Annotated in this window: 25 protein-coding genes; 6 read left to right on the top strand and 19 right to left on the bottom strand. The window is 63.7% G+C overall.

The annotated features are described in order from the left end of the window. Window positions 1–162: 162 nt before the first annotated feature. Window positions 163–426 carry a YMGG-like glycine zipper-containing protein gene (locus tag EJ068_RS14615; RefSeq protein ID WP_126080411.1) on the top strand — a complete coding sequence of 88 codons (264 nt, stop codon included), beginning with the start codon at window positions 163–165 and terminating at the stop codon, window positions 424–426. A gap of 80 nt (window positions 427–506) precedes the next feature. Here EJ068_RS14615 and rpsP read toward each other — a convergent pair whose 3' ends face one another. The 7 genes from rpsP to EJ068_RS14580 all read right to left on the bottom strand — a co-directional run bounded on the left by rpsP (window position 507) and on the right by EJ068_RS14580 (window position 8,162). After that, entirely contained in the window at window positions 507–908 is a 402-nt protein-coding gene (gene rpsP, locus EJ068_RS14610; RefSeq protein WP_126063613.1) for a 30S ribosomal protein S16, read from the bottom strand. Between the two features lie 113 nt (window positions 909–1,021). Beyond that, window positions 1,022–1,348 carry a chorismate mutase gene (locus tag EJ068_RS14605; protein ID WP_073989908.1) on the bottom strand — a complete coding sequence of 109 codons (327 nt, stop codon included), beginning with the start codon at window positions 1,346–1,348 and terminating at the stop codon, window positions 1,022–1,024. A 7-nt stretch (window positions 1,349–1,355) separates the two neighbouring features. After that, window positions 1,356–2,945 (bottom strand): signal recognition particle protein, encoded by a 1,590-nt coding sequence (gene ffh, locus EJ068_RS14600; RefSeq protein WP_126080412.1) that lies wholly within the window; start codon window positions 2,943–2,945, stop codon window positions 1,356–1,358. Between the two features lie 670 nt (window positions 2,946–3,615). Beyond that, window positions 3,616–4,566 (bottom strand): type II CAAX endopeptidase family protein, encoded by a 951-nt coding sequence (locus EJ068_RS14595; protein ID WP_127253418.1) that lies wholly within the window; start codon window positions 4,564–4,566, stop codon window positions 3,616–3,618. 404 nt (window positions 4,567–4,970) lie between these two features. Further along, window positions 4,971–5,576, bottom strand: coding sequence for a DUF1236 domain-containing protein (locus tag EJ068_RS14590; protein WP_126080414.1), 606 nt, complete (start codon window positions 5,574–5,576; stop codon window positions 4,971–4,973). Window positions 5,577–5,743: 167 nt separating this feature from the next. Then, a complete protein-coding gene (locus EJ068_RS14585; RefSeq protein WP_127253762.1) occupies window positions 5,744–6,841 on the bottom strand; it encodes a putative zinc-binding metallopeptidase in 1,098 nt (365 codons plus the stop codon). Between the two features lie 73 nt (window positions 6,842–6,914). Next, on the bottom strand, window positions 6,915–8,162 hold the full coding sequence (locus tag EJ068_RS14580; RefSeq protein ID WP_129554604.1) for an NAD(P)/FAD-dependent oxidoreductase: 1,248 nt from the start codon (window positions 8,160–8,162) through the stop codon (window positions 6,915–6,917). 155 nt (window positions 8,163–8,317) lie between these two features. Here EJ068_RS14580 and EJ068_RS14575 point away from each other — a divergent pair, with 155 nt between their 5' ends. Next, window positions 8,318–9,115, top strand: coding sequence for a lytic transglycosylase domain-containing protein (locus tag EJ068_RS14575; RefSeq protein ID WP_126080417.1), 798 nt, complete (start codon window positions 8,318–8,320; stop codon window positions 9,113–9,115). A gap of 113 nt (window positions 9,116–9,228) precedes the next feature. Here EJ068_RS14575 and EJ068_RS14570 read toward each other — a convergent pair whose 3' ends face one another. Continuing rightward, a complete protein-coding gene (locus tag EJ068_RS14570) occupies window positions 9,229–9,816 on the bottom strand; it encodes a hypothetical protein (RefSeq protein ID WP_245463424.1) in 588 nt (195 codons plus the stop codon). Between the two features lie 162 nt (window positions 9,817–9,978). Continuing rightward, entirely contained in the window at window positions 9,979–11,202 is a 1,224-nt protein-coding gene (locus tag EJ068_RS14565; protein WP_127386247.1) for an argininosuccinate synthase, read from the bottom strand. 1,073 nt (window positions 11,203–12,275) lie between these two features. Between EJ068_RS14565 and EJ068_RS14560 the strand changes: the two genes are divergently transcribed. Continuing rightward, the gene (locus tag EJ068_RS14560; RefSeq protein WP_126080421.1) at window positions 12,276–12,917 is read left to right on the top strand and encodes a LysE family translocator; all 642 of its coding nucleotides are present in this window, start codon (window positions 12,276–12,278) and stop codon (window positions 12,915–12,917) included. A gap of 34 nt (window positions 12,918–12,951) precedes the next feature. Here the strand turns inward: EJ068_RS14560 and EJ068_RS14555 are convergent, their stop codons facing one another. From EJ068_RS14555 to EJ068_RS14540, 4 genes are all read right to left on the bottom strand, one after another. Continuing rightward, complete coding sequence (locus tag EJ068_RS14555) at window positions 12,952–14,196, bottom strand: MFS transporter (protein WP_210212047.1); 1,245 nt, start codon at window positions 14,194–14,196, stop codon at window positions 12,952–12,954. Between the two features lie 130 nt (window positions 14,197–14,326). After that, window positions 14,327–14,794 carry a hypothetical protein gene (locus tag EJ068_RS14550; protein WP_127252483.1) on the bottom strand — a complete coding sequence of 156 codons (468 nt, stop codon included), beginning with the start codon at window positions 14,792–14,794 and terminating at the stop codon, window positions 14,327–14,329. Further along, window positions 14,791–16,023, bottom strand: coding sequence for a 23S rRNA (adenine(2503)-C(2))-methyltransferase RlmN (gene rlmN / locus EJ068_RS14545; protein ID WP_127252482.1), 1,233 nt, complete (start codon window positions 16,021–16,023; stop codon window positions 14,791–14,793). Before rlmN ends, EJ068_RS14550 begins: the two co-directional genes overlap by 4 nt. Window positions 16,024–16,121: 98 nt before the next feature. After that, window positions 16,122–17,660: a DHA2 family efflux MFS transporter permease subunit gene (locus EJ068_RS14540; RefSeq protein WP_245463423.1), complete on the bottom strand. Its 1,539-nt coding sequence runs from the start codon at window positions 17,658–17,660 to the stop codon at window positions 16,122–16,124. A gap of 213 nt (window positions 17,661–17,873) precedes the next feature. On the opposite strand from EJ068_RS14540, the gene EJ068_RS14535 reads away from it, so the two are divergent. Together EJ068_RS14535 and EJ068_RS14530 are read left to right on the top strand one after the other, a co-directional pair. Further along, the gene (locus tag EJ068_RS14535; protein WP_127252478.1) at window positions 17,874–18,173 is read left to right on the top strand and encodes a hypothetical protein; all 300 of its coding nucleotides are present in this window, start codon (window positions 17,874–17,876) and stop codon (window positions 18,171–18,173) included. A 180-nt stretch (window positions 18,174–18,353) separates the two neighbouring features. Further along, window positions 18,354–19,703 (top strand): chloride channel protein, encoded by a 1,350-nt coding sequence (locus EJ068_RS14530; RefSeq protein WP_127252476.1) that lies wholly within the window; start codon window positions 18,354–18,356, stop codon window positions 19,701–19,703. 48 nt (window positions 19,704–19,751) lie between these two features. Here EJ068_RS14530 and EJ068_RS14525 read toward each other — a convergent pair whose 3' ends face one another. The 4 genes from EJ068_RS14525 to EJ068_RS14510 form a co-directional block, all read right to left on the bottom strand. After that, window positions 19,752–21,098, bottom strand: coding sequence for a glycosyl hydrolase (locus EJ068_RS14525; protein ID WP_189341994.1), 1,347 nt, complete (start codon window positions 21,096–21,098; stop codon window positions 19,752–19,754). A gap of 299 nt (window positions 21,099–21,397) precedes the next feature. Further along, the gene (locus EJ068_RS14520) at window positions 21,398–21,904 is read right to left on the bottom strand and encodes an invasion associated locus B family protein (protein WP_127252475.1); all 507 of its coding nucleotides are present in this window, start codon (window positions 21,902–21,904) and stop codon (window positions 21,398–21,400) included. 354 nt (window positions 21,905–22,258) lie between these two features. Further along, window positions 22,259–22,621, bottom strand: a complete 363-nt coding sequence (locus tag EJ068_RS14515) for a YkvA family protein (RefSeq protein WP_127252473.1) — start codon at window positions 22,619–22,621, stop codon at window positions 22,259–22,261. 389 nt (window positions 22,622–23,010) lie between these two features. Next, on the bottom strand, window positions 23,011–23,304 hold the full coding sequence (locus EJ068_RS14510) for a 4a-hydroxytetrahydrobiopterin dehydratase (protein WP_127252471.1): 294 nt from the start codon (window positions 23,302–23,304) through the stop codon (window positions 23,011–23,013). 103 nt (window positions 23,305–23,407) lie between these two features. Here EJ068_RS14510 and EJ068_RS14505 point away from each other — a divergent pair, with 103 nt between their 5' ends. Further along, a complete protein-coding gene (locus EJ068_RS14505) occupies window positions 23,408–23,923 on the top strand; it encodes a low molecular weight protein-tyrosine-phosphatase (RefSeq protein WP_127252469.1) in 516 nt (171 codons plus the stop codon). On the opposite strand, the gene thpR is transcribed toward EJ068_RS14505, so the two are convergent. After that, on the bottom strand, window positions 23,830–24,423 hold the full coding sequence (gene thpR / locus EJ068_RS14500) for an RNA 2',3'-cyclic phosphodiesterase (RefSeq protein WP_126080428.1): 594 nt from the start codon (window positions 24,421–24,423) through the stop codon (window positions 23,830–23,832). The two genes, EJ068_RS14505 and thpR, sit on opposite strands and share 94 nt — an antisense overlap. A gap of 118 nt (window positions 24,424–24,541) precedes the next feature. Continuing rightward, the gene (locus EJ068_RS14495; RefSeq protein WP_127252467.1) at window positions 24,542–25,204 is read right to left on the bottom strand and encodes an arylesterase; all 663 of its coding nucleotides are present in this window, start codon (window positions 25,202–25,204) and stop codon (window positions 24,542–24,544) included. Window positions 25,205–25,268: the final 64 nt, after the last annotated feature.

The following is a 25,268-nucleotide window of genomic DNA, read 5'->3' as shown; positions in this document are numbered from 1 at the left end:
CCTGCCGAGCGGTTAAGGCCACGAGATTTCAACAGGTTAGCACTTGGTCCTGTTGACGCGGCCGGCACGTAGCCGGCCAATCTTCACCATCGCCGGGATCAATTTAGCTGTTCGTGAGTTTAGGGCATGGCGGCGAGGACGGCGCTTGAGAGAGGAACAGCAATGAAGAAAGCAATTACCATTCTGGTTCTGACGATGGCCTTGGGCGCCTGCTCGCAGACGGAAAAGGGCGCGGCGATCGGCGGCCTGGGCGGCGCGGCGGTCGGTGCCGCGGTGGCCGGCGATCCGGTCGAAGGCGCGGTTGTGGGCGGTGCCGTCGGCGCCGTCGCCGGCGCATTGATCGGCCACGCCAGCGAGGCCGGCCAGTGCCGCTACCGCGACCGCTACGGGCGCGTCTATGTGGCGCGCTGCCCGTCCGGCTATTGAGGCGTCAGGCGGACCAAAGGAAAACGGCGGGCATGAGTCCGCCGTTTTCTTGGAGCGTTTGCCTTTCAACGGCGCCGTGATTACTCGGCGGTGGCGGCTTCAGCCTCGGCGGGCGCGGCGGTCGCCGCGGCGGCGGCAGCGGCCGCATCTTCCTGAGCCTTCTTCAGCAGGGCGGAACGCTCCTGCGCCTTTTTGCCGGGCAGCGCCTTGTTCGGGTTCGAGCGGGCTTCGCGCTTGGCAAGGCCGGCTTCGTCAAGGAAGCGCAGCACGCGGTCGGTCGGCTGGGCGCCGTGCGACAGCCAGTGCTTGACGCGGTCGGCGTCGACCTTGACGCGCTCGCCGTCCTTCGGCAGCAGCGGGTTCCAGGAACCCAGCGACTCGATGAAACGGCCGTCGCGCGGCGAGCGGGCGTCGGCAACGACGACGTGGTAGTAAGGACGCTTCTTCGAGCCCGCACGGGCCAGTCTGATCTTCAGTGCCATTCTTTATCTCCTAAAAGCTCTGATTTCGTTTGATGTGGTTTGCGGCAGTGTCTTTTTGTTTGTGCATGCCGTTATCCCAAAACCGCTAAGCACTTTTGGGCGGCATTCACTGGTTAGCCGGCTTTGGCAGCGCCGTTGGAAGCGGCGATCTGTTCGTGGTGGCGGATCACTTCACGGACGACGAAGTTCAGGAACTTCTCCGCGAAATCCGGGTCGAGATTAGCATCCTTCGCCAGCTGACGAAGGCGGGCGATCTGCTGCTGCTCGCGCGCCGGGTCGGCCGGCGGCAGGCCATGCTCGGCCTTCAGAACGCCGACCGCCTTGGTGCAGCGGAAGCGTTCGGCCAGCATATGGATGAGGGCGGCGTCGATGTTGTCGATCGAGGCTCGGTAGCCGGCCAGGATGGCGCGTGCGTCGGCCATGTCTTTCTCCTCGTTCATCGCCTCCTCACTTCTTCTTACCGAGGCCAGGGAGCCCGCCACCGCCCAGGCCGGGGAGACCCGGAAGCTTCATGCCGCCTGGCAGGCCCGGCAGTCCGCCACCGGGAAGTCCACCGGGCAAGCCGCCCGGCAGGCCCTTGCCGAGGCCGGCGGCCTGCGCCTGCTTCTGCAAAGCCTCCAGCTGCTTCGGGTCCATCTTGGAGAGGTCGGGCATGCCGCCGCCAGGCATCATGCCGCCAAGCCCCATCTTCGAGGCAAGGCCACCCATCATGCCGCGCATCAGGCCGCCGCCTTTGCCCTTGCCGCCCATCGCCTTCATCATGTCGGCCATGCCGCGATGCATTTTCAAGAGCTTGTTGATCTCGGCCGCGTCGGTGCCGGAGCCGGCGGCGATGCGCTTCTTGCGCGAGTGCTTGAGGATATCGGGGTTGGCGCGCTCGGCCTTGGTCATCGAGGAGATGATGGCGAGCTGGCGGCCGAACATCTTGTCGTCGAGGCCGGCGGCGGCGAGCTGGTCCTTCATCTTGCCCATGCCTGGCATCATGCCCATGATGCCGCCCATCCCGCCCATCTTCGACATCTGCTGAAGCTGCTGGGCGAGGTCGTTCAGGTCGAACTTGCCCGACTGCATCTTCTTGGCCATCGCCGCCGCCTGCTCGGCGTCGATGGTCTCGGCAGCCTTCTCGACGAGCGAGACGATGTCGCCCATGCCGAGGATGCGGTCGGCGATGCGCTTGGGATGGAATTCCTCCAGCCCGTCCATCTTTTCGCCGGTGCCGATGAGCTTGATCGGCTTGCCGGTGACGGCGCGCATCGAGAGCGCGGCGCCGCCGCGGCCGTCGCCGTCCATGCGGGTCAACACCAGGCCGGTGATGCCGACGCGCTCGTCGAAGCTCTTCGCCAGGTTGACGGCGTCCTGGCCGGTCAGCGAATCGGCGACCAGCAGGATCTCGTGCGGGCTCGACACCTTCTTGATGTCGGCCATCTCGACCATCAGCGGCTCGTCGATATGGGTGCGGCCGGCGGTGTCGAGGATGACCACGTCATGGCCGCCGAGCTTGGCCGCCTGCACGGCGCGCTTGGCGATGTCGACCGGGCTCTGGCCGGCGATGATCGGCAGCGTCGCGACCTTGGTCTGCTCGCCGAGCTGGCGCAGCTGCTCTTGCGCTGCGGGCCGCCGCGTGTCGAGCGAGGCCATCAGGACTTTCTTGTTCTGGCGCTCGGTCAGCCGCTTGGCGATCTTGGCCGAGGTCGTCGTCTTGCCGGAGCCCTGCAGGCCGACCATCATGACGACGACGGGCGCCGGCGCGTTGAGGTCGATGGCGACGCCTTCGGCGCCCAGCATCTCGACCAGCTCGTCATGGACGATCTTGACGACCATCTGTCCGGGCTTGATCGACTTCAGCACCGCGGCGCCGACCGCCTTCTCGCGCACCTTGTCGGTGAAGGAGCGAACCACTTCCAGCGCGACGTCGGCCTCGAGCAGCGCACGGCGCACCTCGCGCAGCGCCGCCGAGACATCCGCCTCGGACAGCGCGCCGCGACCGGTCAGGCCGTTCAGGATCGAACCAAGGCGTTCCTGGAGTGATTCAAACATTCTTTTCCCTTTTCCCTGGCACTGTGGATGCCCGAGAGGTAGTGCGTTCGCGCCGGGTCGCCAAGCAAAAGCGCAAAGCCAAAAAGCACCCGGGGGCGCATCGCGCTGCCGGGTGTTGGCCTCCAGGATCTCTTTACAGCTCTTGCCTCAAAGAGGCTTCGGCGTCCTGGTCGGCTTTCGCGAAAGAAACTCGTCGCGGAAATTCAGCGGCTCTAGACAGGAAATCGGCCGCGGAGTCAAGTGTTGGGCCTAAACCTAGTGGCACTGCACAGGGATTTTGAAAGGTTGCCGTTTGTCTTGGTGCAAGATCTTCCGTTCATTTCAGTGAAATCAGCGCAAACGCCGGAGATTGGCTGAAGCCGCCCCAACCTCGTCATTCTATGGCGGAGCAAGGAGCGAAGCGACGCGGCGCAGACCATAGAATCCATTCCGTGACTTGGAAGCGCAGCCGCGGTGCAGAATTCTGCTCCGTTGCACGCCTTGGCGAAGGTAACGGCATGGATTCCAGGGTCTTCGCGACGGAGCTTCGCTCCTGCTCCGCCCTGGAATGACGATCGCGATGGGCGTTTCGGCCAATGTCCAAGCATGCCACTTGCCGACAGAAACAGAGCCGATCGGTCAAAATCCCTGTGCAGTGCCACTAGGCCAAAACGCCGCGATTTGGGATCGCTCAACCGAGGCTTTCCCTGTTCGCCCCGACCCGCAGCGGCGAGCGCCGGTGCACAAGCAAAAGCATCGTCAAAAGCGTGCTGACGATACCGATCGCGGCGATCAGCACGGCGTCCCAGTTCGTCCAGCCGGGGCCTTCGAGCGGCTTGGCGTTGAGCAGGGCGAAGCCATTATAGCCCTCCTGGTGCGAGATCAGCAGGAAGCCGGTGAGGTTGTTGCCGAGATGGGCACCGAAACCAGCGCCGAGATTGCCGGTGACATAGACAAGCAGCGTGAGCAGCAGGGCGAAGGCGCCGATCGAGACCAGGACGCAGGCATTGATGGCAAAAGTCGAGGCCGAGTTCCAGTGCAGCGAGGTGAACAGCAGGCCCGGCAGCAGCGCCCAGATCCACGGGCTCCGGAAGCGATAGGCGAGGCCGCGCAGCAGGTAGCCGCGAAACAGCATTTCCTCCGACGAGGTCTGCAGGAAGGCCAGCAGCACGATCGGGATCAGGAAGAGCAGCCAGGACGAAAAGGCGATCGGTCCGCGCGTGATTTCCGGCTGCAGCCAATAGAGCAGCACTTCGGAGAAGAGCGAGGTGATCAGCACTGCGACCAGCCCCTTGAGGAAATCGCCGCCGGCGATGCGGCGGCTGGCGCCGAACAGCGCGGACAGCGGCTCGCCGTGAACGAAGCGCATCGCCACCCACAAGCCGATCCAGATGCCGGCAAAAGAGGTCAGGGCGCTCAAGATGCCGACGGGCGAGGCCAAGAAATCCTGCATGTACCGCCCGGTCGAGGGTCCGGGCAGGCGCCAGACGATGTAGATATAGGTGCCGGCAAAGAGCACCAGAGCCGTCATCGCCATCCAGAAGGCGATGATGATCGGCGACCCGAAGAACAGGCGCAGCAAAGTGGTCTTTTCGTTCGGCGAGCGGCGATAGCCCTCGAAGGCGGCATTCTCGATGGTCACGCGGCTCCCCTGCCGAAGGCTTCGGTCGCATGATGTATGGCGATCAGTGGTTACCGTGCGATTACGCCATCAGTTTTCCGGGTTGAATGGGTCGCTTCAAGCACCACGGCGGGGATGTCACGGTCGAAGACGAGCTGGACGCCTGCCTGTCGCGATCCATGCCGTTACATCTGAGCGATGTTGCGGTGCAGAACAGCCTCTCTTCTGCACCGTCTTCATTCTTCGCGCGAGGTCACGGAATGGATCCTCGGGTCTGCGCGCCGCTTCGCGTCGCTCAGCCCGTGGATGACGAAGTTTGGGCGCTTCGGCCAATACCGAACCTATGTCGCGATGCGACAACCGCTGCCGGCACAAACAGCGGCCGCCATCGCTGGCGGCCGCTGTTGCCCATCACTGTCCGGCGATCAGCGCATCACATAGACGATACGCCTCGTGCCCGGATCGACCAGCGCCGGCTGGTTGTTCACATAAACGTAGCGATACCGGTAATCGGGGATCTCGCGCAGCTCGACCGTGTCGGGCAGCGTCGCGCCGGTCACCACCTCGCCGTCGAGATAAACCGGATCGACCCGGTGCTCGGTGACATAGGTTCCAACCTCGGCCGGCGGTCTGCCGATCGACTCGATGGCGTCATCATTGGAGACGATGGCGCCGGTGTAGGTGTCCCTGGTGTAGACGTCATCGGTCGGCGGCGCCACGACGGCGATATCGGCATTGGCCGGGCGACGGGTGACGACAACGCGGCTGCCGCCGAAGTCGGCCGTCACATAGTCGGAATAGACCCAACCCTTGCCGCCGGCTTCGGCGATGGTGCACCATTTGCTGCCTTCGATGCAGCCGGTAAGCGTGGCCGACTGGCCGGCCGCCAGCACGCCGACGACTGGGTATTGCGGACCCGGCCCGGCGCGGACATTCAAGTCCGTCACGGCCGCGACGGGGGTATCGGCGAAAGCGGCGCCCGACATGGCGAGCAGCGCACCGGCAAGCGCCGGAAACAACATGCGTTTCATCGTTTTTAACTCCGTTTTCAACGCTCCCTGGATCAGGATGACGTTTCAAAGATACGTCATCCTGATCCAGCTCCTTTGTCGGAGCATGATCTTTCCGAAAACCGGTTCCCGCTTTTGGGGATCATGCCCTAGGGCTCGGAAACGAAACAGGGATCTATGCGTTCCGGCTAAAGTGCCGCTGCCGGCTCACGAATTGTTCCAGGCTTTTTCCGCGCGCCGGTCAGAAGGTCGTTCACGAAGGCCAGTTTTCGCGCCGACACCTCGGAAATCACGAAGGGGTAGAGGTCCGGCAGTCCCATGCAGCGGTTGATCGAATTGGAGGCCTCCGAAAGCACCAGCCAGCGGGCGAGGATCCTCTCGAACGGCTCCTGCACCGGATCTGGATCGCCAGGCGCCGGCTGCAAATGTCCGCCGGTATCGGCGCGCGGCAGGTCGCCGTCGCCGACGGTTTCCAGCCGGCCGAGCGGAAGATTCAGCGCATGCACCATCTCGAGCGTGTCGGTGATGTGCAGATGGTGCGCGAAGGTCTCGGCCCAATCCTCCCAGGGATGGGACGTGGCGTAGGCGGAGATGTGGCGCTGCTGCCAGTCCGGCGGCGCGCCGTTGGCGTAGTAGGCCTGCAAGGCCTGCTCGTAATCGGTCCGCTCGTCGCCGAAGAGCGCGCGGAAAGCCGAAAGATATGCGGGATCGTCACGGACCAGCCGGTCCCAATAATAGTGGCCGAGTTCATGGCGGAAATGGCCGAGCAAGGTGCGGTAATTCTCGCCCATCTCGATGCGCCGGCGCTCGCGCTCGGCGGAATCGGCCTCGGCGACGTTGAGCGTGATCAATCCGTTGTCATGGCCGGTCAGGATGCGTTCCCCGCCTGGACCGGCGCCGATCGGGTCGGCGAGAAAGTCGAAGGCCAGACCGGTCTCGTCGCCCGCATCGGCCTTGGGCGTAACCGGAAGGCCGAGGGCGAGCAGGGAGTAGACGGCACGCTTCTTCGCCGCTTCGACCCGGATCCAGCGCCTGCGGTTGCCGTCGATGGAAAGGTCGGGAATGACCTGATTGAGAGCGCAGGCGCGGCAGAAGGTCCGGCCGTTCTCGGCCCGCCAGTTGCACGCGCATTCATCGGCGTTGCCACATGGAAGGACGCCGCCCTCGCCGCTGAGCACGAATTTCGCCTGCTCCGGGTCGTAGAGCACCAGGCTGGAACAGTTCAGACACTGGGCATTCTCGAAATATAGGCGGTGCCCGCAGTTTGGACAGTCGAAAAGCTTCATGCATCAACCCCGTGGGACCCATGCGTGGATGTGGGTTCGCCCCTAACGCCCGCCGGCGTCCGGCGTTCCAGTGCTACTTCGCCGCAATCTGGGCAATGACCTGCCTGGCCACGCTTTCGCCCGAGAGCCTCGCGCCGCCGCAGGACTGGATCAGCGGACCGGCGACATGCTCGCCAGCGAAGAAGATCTTCTCGGCAATAGGCTGCATCAGCGTCGCGCGCGCTTCGGAGCGGCCCGGGCGCGCCGCCGCATAGGCGCCGCGCACAAAGCGCTCCGCGCCCCAGTTCGTCATCATGGCGCGGCCGGCATGCTTCCTCACGTCTCCACCAAAGATGCCGCACAGGCGGTCGACGACGAAATCGACCCCGGCTGCCTCGCCGGCGGCCGACATTTCCCAGGCAAAGTCGCCGCCGACGAAGCCGACCATCAGATCGAGATCGAAGGGGAAGCAGAGGAAATAGATGTCGTGCCTGGCCATGCGCTCGATCAAAAGGTCGTCGAAAGGCGCAAGGCCGAGCCTCGTGCCCTTGATCTCAACCGGCAGCTTGGTCAGCATGCCCATGGGCAGGTCGAAGAAGGCACCGAAATGCGCGTCGGGCAGCGCGGGCGAGAACTCGATCTCCTCGAAGGCGAGCACGGCGGGCGAAGCGGTGACGATGACCGCCTTGGCGCGCACCGTGCCGCGGTCGGTGACGCAGGCGATTCCCGGCACATCCCAAAGGATCTTGCGCACCGGCGTCGACAGTTCGACCGGCACGTCGAAGCCGAAACGCGCGACCAGCGCGCCGAACCCTTCCTTGCTGAAATAGTTGGGGTCGAGGTCGGCGGCTGCCTGGAAGTCGCGGATCGAGATCTCGTCCTCGTCGGCGCCGAAATCCATCGGGCCGGCGAAGGTGGCCGCGGCGCGCGGCGCGTGGCCCCTGGCAAGCAGCCCCGACAGCCGGTCGTCGTCGCCGTCCTTGACTTGATGATTGGCGAGCAGTTCGAAGAGCTTGGCATCGGCCGCCTTCATCTCGGCCTCCTCCTCCTCGCTCGCCTTGCGCTTGCGATAATAGAGATGGTCGACATTCATGTCATGGTGATGCAGCGTCCAGCCGGCGGCCTTGGCTTCCGGAAAATACGGATTGCGGTCTGCCGCGTGCAGCCAGGCGCAGCCGATGTCGAAAGGCACGCCGAAATGGCGGTCGCTGGTCCAGGCGCGGCCGCCGATGCGGTCCATGGCCTCGAGAAGAAGGAAGGAATGTCCGGCGGCTCGAAGCACCTTTGCCGCGGCAAGTCCCGCGGAACCGGCGCCAACGATCACGACATCAACGTCCTTCATGAGGCAAGCCCGCCACACCTGATGCCCGATCGTAGGCAAATTGCCCTTCTTTCGCCAGTGTCGAGTGTCACGTGCTCCGCGGAGGCGGTGACAACCCGGCGTTTCGCTGGCAAATTCACAACCGGGACGTGATTCAGGCAATTCAGGAGAACGAGATGGCATTTTTTGCCAAAGGAAGGATTTTTGCGGCGGCGGTAGTGGCGACGCTGGCGCTGACGGCGGGCGCCGAGGCGGCTCCGAGCTGTGGCAAGAACGGCGCCGGCTTTGACGCCTGGAAACAGGATTTTGCCGGCGAGGCCAGAGCCGAGGGTGTCGGCCAGAGGGGCCTGTCCGCGCTGGCGGGTGCCACTTACGCCACCAGGACGATCGCCGCCGACCGGGCGATCCACAAGGCGTTCAGCGGCTCGGTGGAAAGCTTCATGCAGCGCCGTGGCGCATCCGCGATCATCTCCCGAGGCCGCGCGCTGAAGAAAGCAAACGCGGCGATGTTTGCCAATATCGAGAGCACCTATGGCGTGCCGCCGGGCGTGCTGCTCGCCATCTGGGGCATGGAAACCGGTTTCGGCGCCTCGATGGGGAACCAAAACACGGTTTCGGCGATCGTGACGCTCGCCTATGACTGCCGTCGCCCGGATTATTTCAAGCCGCATGCCATCGCCGCGCTGAAGCTTGTCGATCGCGGCGCGCTCAGCGCCTCCTCGGTCGGCGCCATGCATGGCGAGATCGGCCATACCCAGTTCCTGCCCGGAAACGTGCTGAAATATGGCGTCGGCAGCGGCAATTTGCGCGACCGCAACACGGCGCTGGCATCCACCGCCAACTTCCTCAAGGGCCATGGCTGGCGCGCCGGCGCGAGCTATCAGGCCAATATGGGCGCGATCGCCGGCTGGAATTCGGCAAGCGTCTATCAGCAGGCGATCGCCCGCATCGCTGAGGCGATTGACGCCGACTGACGGAATATCTCCATTCCGACGAAAAGCCCGGCCTGCGCCGGGCTTTTTTGTTACGAAGCAAGGGTCAAAACCCAACCACCGGAACGACCGGGTCCGATCTCATCACCTAACTCTCAATCATTCGCGTAGCCGCTCAATGGACATTTCCGGGAAACGGGAATCTGGAAGGTACCGGTAGTGCCGCTGCAGGTACGGAACTTGGAGTTCCGCGGCGCTGGAGCAGCCACCTTTGACTTACCCTCGATCACTGTCGGGACTCCGGCAGCTTGCGAGTAGCTGCCGCCTAAGGCGCATTTCTCGGAAGCGGAAACCTCGAAGGAGCCGGTGATAACATTTGAGCAGGTACGGAATCTAGAGTTCCGCGGCGCCGGCGTGGCCGCAGCCGCCGCCTTTGACTTGCCCTTGATGACCAACCAGATTTCGGTCGGTTGATCAAGCTGCACCCTGTTTATGTCGGAGTAGCCGATCCGGCCGCTGCGTATCCCTTCGGCAAGGCGCTGGCAGAACAGGGTCGGCATGCGCTCTTGCGAGACGCCCATGAACGAGGCGATTTCGTGCTTGAACGTGATGCTCCATAAATGGACAGCGGAGATGCACCCGTCCAAATTAGCCTCAGGCGCCTGCTTCGTGCCTGCTTGCGAGGGCCCGCACGTCATCAACGTCAACGCTGCCGCAGCCAGAAGATAAATACTATTTTTCACTGTGAAAACTCCCCGCATCCCACTGGCGAACTTAGTTAGAGCGGCGGAAAGGTTCAAATGATAATTTCTCTGAAGTGGTCTGAACTTTTCTATATTAGATATTTGAAATAAAAACCCGGCGTTTCCGCCGGGTCGTCTGATCGCTGCCGTATCGGCAAAATATCAGTGCTTGCGGTTTCTCGCGGCCAGCGTCCTCAGCCGAAGCCCGTTCAGCCGGATAAAGCCTTCCGCGTCCTTCTGGTCGTAGGCGCCACGGTCGTCTTCGAAGGTGACCAGCGCATCGGAATAGAGTGTCTTTTTCGACTTGCGGCCGGTGACGATGACATTGCCCTTGTAGAGCTTCAGCCGCACCGTGCCTTCGACATCCTCCTGGCTCTTGTCGATCATCGCCTGCAGCATGTCGCGCTCGGGCGAGAACCAGAAGCCGTTGTAGATGAGCTCGGCATAGCGCGGCATGAACTCGTCCTTGAGGTGGGCAGCGCCCCGGTCGAGCGTGATCGATTCGATCGCCCGGTGAGCAGCGATCAGGATGGTGCCGCCGGGGGTCTCGTAGACGCCGCGCGACTTCATGCCAACGAAACGGTTCTCGACGAGGTCGAGCCGGCCGATGCCGTTGTCGCGGCCGAGGTCGTTCAGCGCCGCCAGCATGGTTGCCGGCGACAGCTTCTTGCCGTTGAGCGCGACCGGATCGCCCTTGAGGAATTCGATCTCGATCTCGGTGACGGCATCGGGCGCGTCCATCGGCGAGACGGTGCGCTGGTGGACAAATTCCGGCGGCTCGCTCCACGGGTCCTCCAGCACCTTGCCCTCGGAGGAGGAGTGCAAAAGGTTGGCGTCGACCGAGAAAGGGGCTTCGCCGCGCTTGTCCTTCGGCACCGGGATCTGATGCTGTTCGGCGAAGTTCAGAAGGTCGGTGCGCGACTTGAACGACCATTCGCGCCAGGGCGCGATGACCTTGATCTCCGGGTTCAGCGCAAAAGCCGACAATTCGAAGCGGACCTGATCGTTGCCCTTGCCGGTGGCGCCATGGGCAATCGCGTCGGCGCCGGTCTCCTGGGCGATCTCGACCAGATGCTTGGTGATCAGCGGCCGGGCGATCGAGGTGCCGAGCAGATAGGTGCCCTCATAGACGGCGTTGGCGCGGAACATCGGGAAGACGAAGTCGGCGACGAACTCCTCGCGCACGTCGACGATGCGGATGTCCTTGATGCCCATCATCTCGGCCTTGCGGCGCGCCGGCTCCAGCTCGCCGCCCTGGCCGAGATCGGCGGTGAAGGTGACGACTTCGGCGCCGAGCTCGGTCTGCAGCCACTTCAGGATGATGGAGGTGTCGAGGCCACCGGAATAGGCGAGCACGACTTTCTTGACGTTTTTGAACTTGGACATTTTTGGCGGTTCCGCAGGAAAAAGCTTCGGGGGCGAGGTATCATGGGGTTTCCAGGCGGCGCAAGAGACGAAGGATGCGGTAGTGTCTCAGTTTGAAATATGAGCGGCTATGGATCGCAGCCGTCCGACTGTCGCGCCATGCGCCGAACTCCTATATGCTTACCGCAAAGCGCGGGAGCTTTCATGTCATACGCAGTCGAGACATGCCCGGACGATGTGGACCGTCCGAAGACGCTTCTCCACAGCCTAGGCGAAGAGGGAAGCCGGATCATCAACGTGATCTGGCAACCGGGGCGGGATGTACCCACCGACATCGGTCCGATAACCCAGCCATCCGGCTACGTCATCGTGTTGGAGTATCCGAGCTAAGCCGACCGGAGGCCAGAAGCGCCCCGGCGACGTGATCGGCGACGCCGTCCACGTCATGCGTATTGCGACTGGCGAGGAAGCCGACGACACGCTGGATGACGGCAAGCGCGGCCCCTACGAGAAAAGGGTGACATGCGCATAGAGTTCTATGGATTGCATTTTGATCTACCTTCGGATTGGGCCGACAGAACAGATAACGTACCCGAGGGTGTACCAACCCTTGCCCTTCCCTCCGGAGTTGGAGCGTTTCAGTTCACGATTGCCCGCTATGCTGGAGGCAAACATCCGCGAGTAAGCATAGTTGCACTGCGAAGCATGCTCGCTGAATTTTGCAGAAAGCAGCCCCGAGCGTTTGACGATCCGGTTACAAACATGGGCAAGGTATTTTCTGTCGGGTGCGTGTCCCACGACCTCAGTGAGACACTCGGAGTTTGGTATCTCTCGAATGGAAGTGACGTCGTTTTGGCTACCTACCTCGGTTTGTCATTCGATCATCCAGAAGTCGCGTCAGAGTTGGCTGAAGTCAGGCAATCGATAGCGACTATGGATTTTTGACGGTCCCGAAATTCAAACTGAGACACTACCACGGAAGCCTGCCGGTGGCACAGGCTGGGCCAGATGTTTGCCAGGACAGACGCTGGCGTGGCAGAAAGCGCCGCGTTATAGGGCGCGCGATCCACCCGAGGCGACCCCCGAGGCGACCAATGTCCTTCATTCCCGAGACTTCGACGCTCATCCAGTTCGCCATTGCCACCATCATCCTGGCGATCACGCCGGGGCCTGACATGACGTTGTTCGTCTCGCGCACGCTGAGCCAGGGCCGTGCCACCGGCTTCGCCTCGATGGCTGGCGCGCTCACCGGCACGCTGATCCATACAACGCTGGTGGTGGTCGGCATCTCGGCGCTGATCGTCGCCTCGCCTATGGCCTTCTTCGTGCTCAAGATCTTCGGCGCCGGCTATCTGGTGTTCCTGGCCTGGCAGGCGGTGATGAAGGGCTCGGCCTTTTCACCGGAGAAGCGGACAGGACCGCAGGTTTCGCTGTTCCGCAGTTGGGCGGCCGGGCTCGGCGTCAACCTGCTCAACCCCAAGATCATCCTGTTCTTCATGACCTTCCTGCCGCAATTCGTCTCCGCGCATGATCCGAACGCGTCCGGCAAGCTGTTCTTCCTCGGCGTGATGTTCATCGCGCTGTCGATCCCGGTGACGGCGCCGATGGTGCTGGCGGCGGAAAAGTTCTCGGCGGCGATGAAGGCCAGCCCGCGCGTCACCCGCGTGGTCGATTATCTCTTCGGCTGCGTGTTTTCGGCCTTCGCGCTCAAGATCCTGACCGCGCAGGCGAAGTAGCTGTCGCTCGGCGCTTGCGGCAATCGGCAAGGGTTCAGCGATATATCTTCACCGCATGCCTTGCCAGAGCGATGATCGCCGCGGCGGCGATGAGCGCGCAGACGCCAGGCCATCCCCAATGGCCGTAGATCTTGACGCCGATCCAAGAGCCGGCGCTGCCGCCGAGGAAAACTGAGGTCATATAGGCCGTGTTGAGCCTGCTGCGGGCGTCGGGCCGGATCGCGAAGACACGCGCCTGGTTGGCGGTCTGACCACTCTGCACGGCGATGTCGAGGAGCAGCATGCCCGCCGTGAGCGCCAACAGGCCTGTTGCTCCGCCAAGCCCGCCGCCGAGCAGGACGATCCCCGCCGCGATGCCGGTGAAAAAGGCGAGCGGGCTGACGACGTCGGGACCCTTGCGGTCGATCAGCCGGCCGACGACCGGCGTGCAGAACACGCTGGCCGCGCCGACCAGCGCGATCAGCCCGACCGCCTGGCCGCCGAGATGGTACAGCGGTCCGCCGAGCAGCAAGGCCAGGCTTGTCCAGGCGGCGGTGAAGCCGCCGAACATCAGCGCCTGGTAAAGGCAGGAGCGGCGCAGCTCCGGCTCGTCGCGAAAGAGGATGAAGGCCGCCGCGACCAGCGACGGGTAACGCTGCGAAGATGTCGGCGCCGTCCTGGGCAGCACCAGGCCAAGCAGGACGGCTAAGGCGAACAGCGCCGCCGCGGCGACCAGGTACGGTCCGCGCCAGCCGAGATGCTCGCCGAGAAAGCCGCCGAAGGTGCGGGCCAAAAGAATGCCGGCCAGCAATCCGCTGAGCAGCGTGCCGGTGACCGCCCCGCGCCGCTCCGGCGGCATCAGCCCGGCCGCCATCGGCAGCAGGATCTGCGGCACCACGGTGGTGATGCCCGTCGCCATGCTTGCGACTGCCAGCACCGGCAGCGTCGGCGCCTGGCTGGCGATCAGAAGTGCTGCGGCCGTCAGCGTCAACAGGGTTGCGACAAGCGGACGATGCGGAAGCCGGTCTCCCAACGGCACCAGCAGCAGAAGGCCAAGCGCATAGCCAAGCTGGGCGGTGGTGACGACCAAGGCCGCCGTGTCAGCAGGGACGTGCAGGTCGGACGCGATCAGCAGCGTGATCGCCTGGGGAAAGTAAATGGTGGCAACGCTTACGCCGCAGGCAATCGAGAGGATGAACAGCAGGCCGGCGCCGAGGCCGGAAGGGCTGCGCTCGGCCGGTTGATCGAGCCGTTCGGCCACGGCGGCGGCCGAGCCGCCATTCATTTCACCTTCCGCCATGGCCCTGCTCCTGTCGGTCTTGCCAGAATGTCTCGGCACGGCGGGCCAAATTCGATTCGGGCAGCCTCTTCAAGTCGATGGGTTTTGACATGATCCGCTGCAGAAAAGTCTGCAACTTTTCGTCATCAGCTCAAGGGTCCGCGTCGGCCAGGGGCGGGCGGCGCCAGCTTCCGGCCCAGCGGCCGGCGGAGAGCCAGTAGAAGATGCCGCCGACCATGCCGCAGCCGATCACGGCCAAGCGGACATTCGTCGCGGTGACATCGAAATTGGCGTCGCCCACATTATGCACGAAGCCGAGGAAGACGATGGCGACGACCGCGCCGCCCAGCGCGTAGAACAGCCAGTCGCGCCGGCCAAGCACCTCGGCCGCCAGGATCACGACGGCGGCCGGCATGAAGGCGAAATAGGCGACGAACAGCGCCACGAACGGCACCGAAAAATAGAGCGCCGGCGCGATCGTCGGGTGGCCTGGCTCCAGCGCATAGCCGAAATAGCCGAGGAAGAGCGCGTTGAGAAAGGCGCTCGCCGCCAGCGAGCCGACAATATAGCCGATCAGGATGACGGCGAAGCGGACGAGATAGGCGATGATACGCCTCACGCCTCGCCGTGCCCCGCGATCATCATGGCTTCGAGCGCCAGCCGGTCCACCTTGCGCATCCGCTCCGATTCCGACTTGAGCTGGCCGCAGGCGGCGAGGATGTCGCGGCCGCGCGGCGTGCGGATCGGCGAGGCGTAGCCGGCATTGTTTATGTAGTCGGCAAACTTTTCGATCGTCTCCCAGTCCGAGCACTGGTAGTTGGTGCCGGGCCACGGGTTGAACGGGATCAGATTGATCTTGGCGGGAATGCCCTTCAAGAGCTTCACCAGCGCCTTGGCGTCGTCGAGGGAATCGTTGACGTCCTTCAGCATCACATATTCGAAGGTGATGCGCTTGGCGTTGGAGAGGCCGGGATAGGCCTTGCAGGCGGCGATCAGCTCCTTCAGCGGGAATTTCTTGTTGATCGGCACCAGAAGGTCGCGCAGGTCGTCATTGGTGGCATGCAGCGAGATCGCCAGCATGACGCCGATCTCCTCGCCGGTGCGGGCGATCTCCGGCACCACGCCCGAGGTCGACAGCGTGATGCGGCGCTTCGACAGGGACAGGCCGTCGCCGTCGGAGGCGATCAGCAGCGCTTTCTTCACCGCCTCGAAATTGTAGAGCGGCTCGCCCATGCCCATCATGACGATGTTGGACACTTTGCGCCCTTCGGCCGGGACGATGGCGCCGTCCGGCGTGTCGCGGTCGGGGAAATCGCCGAGCCGGTCGCGCGCGGTGAGCAGTTGCGCCAGGATCTCTTCCGTCGTCAAATTGCGCACCAGCTTCTGCGTGCCGGTGTGGCAGAAGGAGCAGGTCAGCGTGCAGCCGACCTGCGAGGAGATGCAGAGCGTGCCGCGGCCTTCCTCGGGGATGTAGACGGTCTCGATCTCGACGGGACGGCCGGCGCCGCGCGGCGGAAAGCGGAACAGCCATTTGCGCGTGCCGTCGGAGGAGATCTGCTCCTCGACGATCTCCGGCCGCGCGACGGTGAAATGCGTGTCGAGCGCGGCGCGCAGGTCCTTGGAGATGTTGAACATATGCGCGAAGTCGGATACGCCGCGCACATACATCCAGTGCCAGAGCTGCTGGGCGCGCATCTTTGCCTGGCGCTCCGGCACGATGCCGGCACTGATGAGCGCCTCGCCGATCTCGGCGCGGGTCAGGCCGATCAGGGACGGCTTTTCGGCCGAGGCTGCGCGGCGCAAGGCGTCACGGGCGCCTTCGGCGGTAAGATCAAGCGAAACGGTCATGGTGGCGCCAATATAAGCGATTTGCGGCCGATTTCAGCACCGGCCTGACAGGAAGCGCGGCGCATAGCACAGCTTGGCGCCGGAGTCATGCGCCGGGCTTACCCTTGAACTTCCGCCTTGCGGCGATGGCCGCTGACCTGCTGGCCATCTTCCGGATGGAGAAAGAAGAATCCCGGGATGGAGAGCAGCGGGATCACCGCCGTCAGCAGGAACGCCCAATGGAACTGGCTCGCCGTCGGCGCATGCACCTCCCCGGAGACGAGGCCGAGCACCATGGCGGCGATCGAAACGCCGAGCGCGACGCTGAGCTGCTGCAGGACGCCGCCCAGGCTGGTGGCGCGGCTGAGCTTCTCGGCCGGCAGGTCGGCGTAGGACAGCGTGTTGGACGACATGAACTGCGCCGAACGAACAATGCCGAAGCAAAAGACATAGAGGCCGATCAGCCAATGCGGGGTGTCGGCGTCGAGCAGGGCAAAGCCCGCCACGGCAACAGAGCCGACCACGGCGCTGCCGCTCAGCACGGCCTTGAAGCCGAAGCGCCGCAGGAAGAAGGACAGCAGCGGCCGCATCAGCAGCGCGCCGAAGCTGCCGACGAAGGTCAGCGATCCGGAGGTGACCGGGCTCATGCCGAAGCCGACCTGCAGCATCAGCGGCAACAGGAAGGGCGCGCCGTTGAGGCCGATGCGGCAGAGCCCGCCGGCCAGCGTGCCGACCCGGAAGGAGCGGAAGCGGAACAGCGTGAGATCGACCGCGGGCGCCGCGACTCGGCGCGCATAGTGGCCGAAGGCGAAGAGCAGCAGGACCGAGGCCGCCAGCACCAGCATGGTCGCCAGCGGCGAAATGATCGGCCTGCCGATATTCTCCAGGCCGAATTGCAGGAGTGCCGCGCCAGCACCCACCATGAGGAAGCCGGCGAAGTCGAAAGGCTGGGCTTCCTCGCCGTGGAAATTGTCGACGAAGTGCAAGGCGGCGAGAATGCCGATGAGGCCGAACGGCACGTTGACATAAAAGATCCAGCGCCAGGAGGCGTAGGTGGTCAAGAGGCCGCCGAGCAGCGGTCCGATGACGGGACCGACGATCGCCGGCAAGGTCATGTAGGTCATGGCGGTGATCAGCCCGCTGCGTGGAAAGGAGCGCAGCAGGATCAGCCGCCCGACCGGCGTCATCATGGCCCCGCCCAGTCCCTGCAGCGCGCGCATGGCCAAAAGCATGCCGACGCTGTCGGCCACGCCGCACAGAACCGAGCCCAGGGTGAAGGTGAAGAGCGCCAGGGCGAAGATCCTGCGGGCGCCGAACCGGTCGGCGAACCAGCCGCTGACCGGGATGAACACGGCCAGGGTCAGGATGTAGGTGGTGATCGCCAGATTGAGCCGGACCGGGGTGGTGTCGAGGCTTTGCGCGATGGCCGGAATGGCGGTGGTGAGGATGGTGGAATCGAGCTGTTCCATCAGGAAGGCGATGGCGACGATGGCCGGGATGATCAGCTTGAGGCGCGGGTCGCGCTCGGTCGCGAAGAGATGCTGTTCCAATTGTCCGCCAGTTCCGTCGTGCAGGAAGCGATGGCCCGCCCGCGAGCCATCCGCGATCAAGCCGGCGATCACCTTGCGCGGCCCTGCCGGCCTGGCCTCCCGCCGCACCGGACTGCTTTATGGCCCCATCGATGCGAAGCGATAGCGATTTCGGCTGGCACAGAGGTCAACAAATGTTGACCTCCTGCCGCGCCGAAACGCGGCGCTGACGGCCGCCGCCTTCTGAAAATCGATCACATATTCGTGTTGGCGTAACCAATCGAGACGCGTCCGCGAACCTGAAAGGGGCGACCATGCCCCTCAACAATGGGAGTTGTTCAGATGCACTCGATCAAGATCGCACTCGTTGCCGGCCTCGCCGGTCTTTGCGCCTCGCAGGCCTTCGCCGAGGACACGATGGGCGCCATGACCATGATGAAGGGCGGCCAGGTCACCGCGATCATGCCGGACGGACACATGGGCACCATGATGCCGGACGCCAAGATGAGCGCCGACATGATGAAGATGGCCAAGCCCATCAAGCATTGCATGATGATGATCACCGACGCCAAGGGCAAAGCCTACATGATCGATACGTCGACCAAGAAGGCCCAGGCGGAATGTGAAAAAATGGCGATGTGACCTCGCCGACAGCGCGTGCCGACCTCCCCGCCGGCCGGTACGCCGGCGGGTTATCTGCCATTGTATCACATCTCCTTGAGCGCCGTTCCTGGACGTTGCCGGCATAGCGTCGGGCTCGTCCTCGCGGGTTGATCGGCGCCGTCATTGTGCTAGGCCGGGCCTACCAACGAGAGGCTCGTCATGGCCGGCATATCCCGAAAGTACCCGATGCTGCGGCGTTCCCACGCCATGTGGGTGTCGCGCCGCGTCTGGCAGCCGCGGCTCGTCTTCTGGGCCGGCGCCATCTCGATCGGCCTGATCAGCGTCCTGTTCGCCCTGCTCGCCGACCGCGCGCAGGCCTTGTTCCACGTCATGACCGGCAATGAGGGCGGCTGGCGCTTCTATCTGCCCCTGATCGTGACGCCGCTTGGGTTCGTGCTCTGCGCCTGGCTGACGCATTCCTTCTTCCCGGGATCGCAAGGCAGCGGCATTCCGCAGGCGATCGCGGCGCGGCATCTGCGCGACGAGGACGATCGCAGCCGCATCCTGTCACTCAGGCTGGTGGTGGGCAAGATCGCGCTCACCATCGCCGGCCTCGCCTGCGGCGCCTCGATCGGCCGCGAAGGCCCGACGGTGCAGGTCGGCGCCTCGCTGATGCTGCAGGCGGCGCGCTGGGGCGGCATGGCGCAGGCGCGCGGGCTGATCCTGGCGGGATCGGCCGCCGGCATAGCCGCCGCCTTCAACACGCCGCTCGCGGGCATCGTCTTCGCCATCGAGGAAATGGGCCGGACCTATGAGGCGCGCACCAACGGGCTGGTGCTGACGGCGGTGATCCTGGCCGGCCTCGCCTCGCTCGGGCTGCTCGGCAACTACACCTATTTCGGCGTCGCCAAGGACACGGTCGCCTTCGCCGCCGACTGGCCGCTGGTGCTGGCCTGCGGCATCTTCGGCGGCGGGGTCGGCGCGCTGTTCTCGCTCTCGGCGTTGAAAGTCATGCGCCGCATCCGGCGCTGGAACGCGTTGCAGCCGCTGCCGCGCGCGCTGGTCGTGGCGGCCGTCTGCGGGCTCGCCGTGGCGGTGATCGGCGTGGCGTCCGGCGGGCTGACCTTCGGCACCGGCTATGCGCAGGCGCGCGGCGCGATCGAAGGCACGCCGCTGCCGGCCTTCTTCTTCGTCGAGAAATTCGCGGCCGGCATGCTGTCGATGGTGTCGGGCATTCCGGGCGGCCTCTTCGCGCCGTCGCTGGCGGTGGGCGCGGGGCTGGGCAGCACGCTGGGCCTGGTCTTCGGCATGGCCACTGGCACCGCGGCGTTGCTCGGCATGGCCGGCTATTTCGCCGGCGTCGTGCAGGCGCCGATGACGGCCTTCGTCATCATCCTCGAAATGACCGGCAATCACGATAATGTCATCGCGCTGATGTGCGCGGCAATGCTGGGTTACGGCACGGCAAGGCTCATCTCCAACGAGCCGCTCTACCACGCGCTGTCGCGCGTCTTCATCGCCGAGGCGATCCGGCGGCGCAGGGTTGCCGGGGCAGAACAGCCGCTGTGAAAGCGAAGACCGGATTGAGACCCGGCCTGCTTGTCCAAAAACGCCAGCTTATCTGGCAGACGAGATTTCGATTACAATCGGATGATCGCTGAGCAAAAGGTCGAGCGAGGTCGTGTTCTTCACTGTCCGGACAGGATCGGTGCCGACAGTCGGATCATAGATGCTTATGGAAGTCGCCGTGGCGCCAAGGCGCACGGTCACCTGGTCCTGGTCGTTCAACCGTTCGTCCCAGACGACCAGTTGGAACGTCCCATCACTGCGCCGCAGGAGAAGATCATGAACTGTTGGAGGCTGGTCCGCGATTGTGTAATCCAACGTGCCGGACGTAGCGACCGTACCCTCGTCAGTCAGAATAGTCGTAACGTTGTGAAGGTAGGTCGCGGCCTTGCGGGGTGAATAATCGGGCCTGAAGAAACCGAACGACTGGTTGCCGGCCTCATCGGTGCGGTCCCTCAGCAGATAGACCGAAGTGTAGGCATAACCACGCTTGAACTGTGCGAAATACAAATTCAACAAATTCAAACCCTGCAACTCTTCGGTGACCGGTCCCTGGATATTGGTTCCCGTCTCGGTCGTGACACGCGGCAGTGTTTCAAGTTGTTCAGGCGGGTAGCCCCGGAACCATTTCGACCATGTCAGACCGAAGTTTCCGAATAGTCCGTCGACCCGCGAAGCATAGGTTGGGTCGGCAGCATCCCACACCTTGTTGTCGGCCGGATAGGGCGAATGCGGGTGGTAGAGGTAGTTGTGTACATTCGCGTAGTCCGCATATCTGGTGCCGTCCGGCATCAAGGTTTCAGCGTCCTGAGGAATTGCAAGAAACTGAAGGCCAACGTTGTCATTTTGCGCTCCCGGTTCCGAAATCGACCACACGGGGTACTTCGCCAGCGCCGGATCCGTCTTGACCGCGTGGTAAAGGTCTCGCTGCAATTTCGCGACCGCCATCCAGGAGTACCCGCGCCCACCGCCTTTCTCGCCTCGATACTCAACAGCCCAGTTGTTTGGCTCGTTGTTGCCCTCAAAAGCCAGCAGCGCGTCGGCCTGCGCCAATACCTTGCCGGTTTCCATCAACCTCTTCAGGTCAGACCCACCGCTCACCAGTCCCCAACTCAGCCTGGCACCGGTTTGCCGATGCAGTTCCAGAAAGGTCTGCATGGTCGTGGGGCCGTTGTCAGTTAACCCCTCTATTCCCGCCCTCACCCACCGGAAGCCGCAATAGCGGACCATCTCGACGGTCTTAGCCAAAGGCTGGCCCCGGTCAGGAAATGTGCTGACGACACCGATGCTGTTCAGAAAATCCGCGGTCGCAACGGCGGCTCTTGGGTCGGCGCGCGAATCCTGAGACCAAAGAGCCAACATCGCGGCGATCGCAAGACACTGGTGTTGGGCGCTCACGAAAGGGTTCCTTCCGGTCCGCTCGCGGGGGAATATGGCTCGGCCTCGGGTTGTCCTCATCTTGCCGGTCTGAGCCATACATGCCCACCATAGCAACCAGCCTTGCTTTGCCGTAACACCCATTCCGCTATTCATCTACAAAATAGCCGTAGGATCTGATGCTCATTTCATGAAAACGCCAACCCGCTCTCCGATGCGCAATTGCGCATCGAATCCGTTTCACATTCTTTCCGGAATTGCTCTCAAATGAAAAAGGCCGGGCTTGCGGCCCGGCCATCGGATTCAGACTCGGTCCCTGCCTACTTGCACTTGGCGATCGAGGCCAGCGCGGCCGATATGCCCTTCAGCGAGAAGACATAGGAGGTGGGGTTGCCGCGGCCGGACTTCGCCTGCACCTTCATGTCGGTGCCGGTCTTCATGGCAGCGATCAGCACCGGCTCCTCGGCGGCGTTCTCGACCCAGGCGGACTTGCCGCGGGTGAACATCGAGAAGCTCTTCTTGTCGATGGTGACGGTCGCCTTCGAGCCTTCCTGGAAGTTGTAGCCGGCGATGAACTGCGGCTCGTAGGAAACCTGCTGTCCGGGACGCTGGCTGACGAAGAAGAACATGTCGCCATGGTCGAGCGACGGCGGCTGCTTGTCGGTCGGCACAGTCAGCACATAGCAGACCTTGCCGGCCTGCGACTGATAGCTGTAGGTGCCCCAGGCGTTGTGCTGGCCGATCTTGGTCGCCTGCTGCGCCAGCACCGGCGGCGCGAAGGCGGCCGCCAGGACCAGGCTGGAAATTGTAGCAATCAATCCGCGCATCGTTCTTCCCGTATTCCAAATGGTGCGGAGGCGGGCCGCGTGGCGTCCTGCCGTCGCTTCATTTTGATTTAATCAGGGTTACCAAACGGTGAATCGTCCACGAGAAAAGGAACTCACCCCAGGAAACCGCCCACCCAAGGCACATCACGCCGAAGGGTTCGAGCGACGTGCTTGGGTCTCTTTTCTTGTGCATGTCGTTATCCCAAAACCGCTACGCAGTTTTGGGCGACATGCAGTCGCGCCGCCACCGTTGAAAGCGGCTGGCGCGACGTCCCGGCGCGGAGTTGGATGCCACGAAAACGGCAAGAGTTTGTCTTTTCGCGCGCGCTGATTTGCGGGCTGAGCAAGCGGCCGTCAGCCCTTGTCGGCCAGCGCGTCCTTGGCGGCCTGCCTGTGGGCGGCCGTGATATGGGCGCTGACGGCGGTGATCGCCGCGGTCAGCACCGCAAGGTCGTCGGTGTAGCCGAGGCCGACGACGAAATCGGGAATGAAATCGAACGGCAGGACGAAATAGCCAAGCGCACCGAGCAGGGTGGCCTTGGCGCGCAGCGGCGTATTCTTGTCCATGGCGCAGTAATAGGCGGCGACGACTTCGTCCATGAACGGAATTTGCCGCGCCGCCTTCTTGGCGGTGCGCCAGAATTTGTCACGGATCTCGCCTTCGCCGGCAAGCTTGTCGCCGAACCCGACGAAATCGAAACCGGAACCTTGCGTCATCAATCGCTCCTTGGCGGCCGCGCGCAACCCATGCGTGCCGACCCGCCGCGAAAGATGTGGTGAAAGCGGGGGGCTCCTGCAAGAGTCTAGGGGTTGGTTGGGCGGAAAATCGGAACGAGACGCCACAGCACTTCAAATGCTGGTTGGTGGCAATCGCCTCAGTTTGGCGATTGGCCGAGCTATTCCTCCGATCGTCATCCACGGGCGAAGCAAGGAGCGAAGCGACGCGCGCAGACCCGAGGATCCATTCCGTTACCTTCGAGCGCCGCTCACGGTGCAGAATTCTGCTCCGCTACAATCCTCGACCACGGTCACGGAATGGATCCTCGGGTCTGCGCTCCGCTTCGCGTCGCTCCGCCCGTGGATGACGAAGTGACGACGCCTCGCCCTCAGTGAAAATACCGGTTCATCCGCTTTGCCAACTCGATATCGAGCGCCGTCACGCCGCCGGCGTCATGCGTGTTCAGCGTCACGTCGACGGTCTTGTAGACATTGGACCAATCCGGATGATGGTCCATCTTCTCGGCGGCCAGCGCCACGCGGGTCATGAAGGCAAAGGCCTCGGAGAAATTCTTGAAGACGAAGCTGCGCTTGATCGACGCGCCGTCGGCGGCGAGCGACCAGCCGTCGAGCTCGACCAGAGCGGCGGCGATCGCGTCCTTGCTTAGTTTTTCTCTCGTCATGATGATTTCCCGTGCTATCTCGAATTTGACCCCACCATAATGCAAGTCGCCCAAAGCTGCTTTGTGGTTTTGGGGTTCCAAATGCACAAACGGCGCATATCGAATGAGCATAAAGCCCATAAATTCCGTTCTGTTCGTCTGCCTCGGCAATATCTGCCGTTCGCCGCTCGCCGAGGGCGTGTTTCGCGCCGTCTGGGCCGAGCGTGGCCGGGGCCACGAAATGCTGCTCGATTCGGCCGGGACCGGCGGCTGGCATGCCGGCCAGGAGCCGGACCGGCGCTCGATCGCGGTGGCCTCGAAGCATGGCGTCGACATTTCAGGGCAGAGGGCACGCAAGGTGCTGCCGGGGGATTTTTCGCGCTTCGACCTGATCCTCGGGATGGACCGGGCCAATGTGCGCGACCTCAATGCGCTGGCGCCGCAGGCCGCGCGAGACCGCGTCCATCTCTATCTGGATTTCGCCACGGGAAGGGCCGCGGACGTGCCGGATCCCTATTATGACGGCGCCGAGGCCTTCGCTTCGGTCTACCGCATGATCCGCGAGGCGTCGGAGGCGCTGGCGAAGCGGCTCGAGGCGAGCGTTTCGGCGACCAGCGGCCAGGCTTCCTCGACGATGTAAGGGCCGCCGCCAACCGAATCGCGCGACGACATCAGCACGAAGCGGCCGACACGGAAGGGCAACGCGGCGAAATTGCCGCGCGCCGAAAGATATTGCGCGACGTCGAGCGGGCTTGCGTTGCGCAGGCGCGCCAGCGTCACATGCGGCGAGAATTTGCGCGGGTCGGCCGGTAGGCCGAGCCGCTGGCAGATGCGGTCGATCTCGCCCTGCAGCGCCGTCAGGTCCGGCGAGGCGGACACGCCGGCCCATACCGCATGGGGCTTCTTGCCGCCAAAGGCGCCGACGCCCGAGAGCGTCATCTGGAATGAGGGGCGGTGAACCCTGTCGAGGGCGTTGGCGATCTCATCGGCGACATGGCCTTCGACATCGCCGATGAAGCGCAGCGTCAGATGGTAGTTTTCGACGTCGATCCAGCGCGCCCCGGGCAGCCCGCCCCGGAGCAGGGACAAGGAGAGAGCGGCATCACGCGGAATTTCGAGGGCGGTGAAAAGACGTGGCATGTGAAGCCTCCTGTCCTCGAATCGAAACTCTCGGCCCTAGCGAATCATCGATATCAGCGCGGGGCAAGCGGTTTGTTGTCCACAATGTTTCCCCAGCGGAAAGCGTGGCTTTTCGGTCTCACGACGCACCGCCATTCGCGGCAATGGCCTTCTCGACCACGGGAAGGATACGCTCGACCATGATGTCGACCCCCTTGGGGTTGGGATGCAGGCCGTCTTCCAGCTGCATGTCGGCGTGGCCGGCGACGCCGTCGAGGAAGAACGGATAGAGGGGGACGCCGTATTTCTCCGCAAGCCGCGGATAGATGGCGTCGAACGCCTTCTGGTAGTCGGCGCCGAGATTGGGCGCGGCGCGCATGCCGGCCAGAAGCACCGCAATGTTGCGCTGCTTCAGCTTGCCGAGCATGGCGTCGAGGTTCTTTTCGGCGATGTCGGGTGAAAGGCCACGCAGCATGTCGTTGGCGCCGAGCTCGAGGATCACCAGCCTTGTGCCGTCCGGCACCGACCAATCGAGCCGCGCCAGCCCGCCGCTCGAGGTGTCGCCGGACACGCCGGCATTGGCCACGGTGACGTCGAGGCCCTTCGCCTTCAAGGCTGCCTGCAGCCTGTCGGTGAAACCCTGGCCAGGGGCGAGACTGTAGCCCGCCATCAGGCTGTCGCCGAAGCCGACGATGGTGAAGGTGGCGGCGTGCGCCGACGAAATGGCGCCGCAAAGGCCAAGGAAAAGGATGAGGGCTGCGAAAACGACGGGGGCTGCGGCAAAACGATGTTTGAATGCCATGCGGCGAGCCCCATATGACCGAAACAACCCAAGGAAGGAGACACGGGCCGTCTCCTTTTTCCAC

The organism is Mesorhizobium sp. M2A.F.Ca.ET.043.02.1.1, from assembly GCF_003952405.1.
GTDB lineage: Bacteria > Pseudomonadota > Alphaproteobacteria > Rhizobiales > Rhizobiaceae > Mesorhizobium.
Note: the sequence above shows the minus strand (reverse complement) of the source record. Positions and strands in the feature narration are given on the sequence as shown.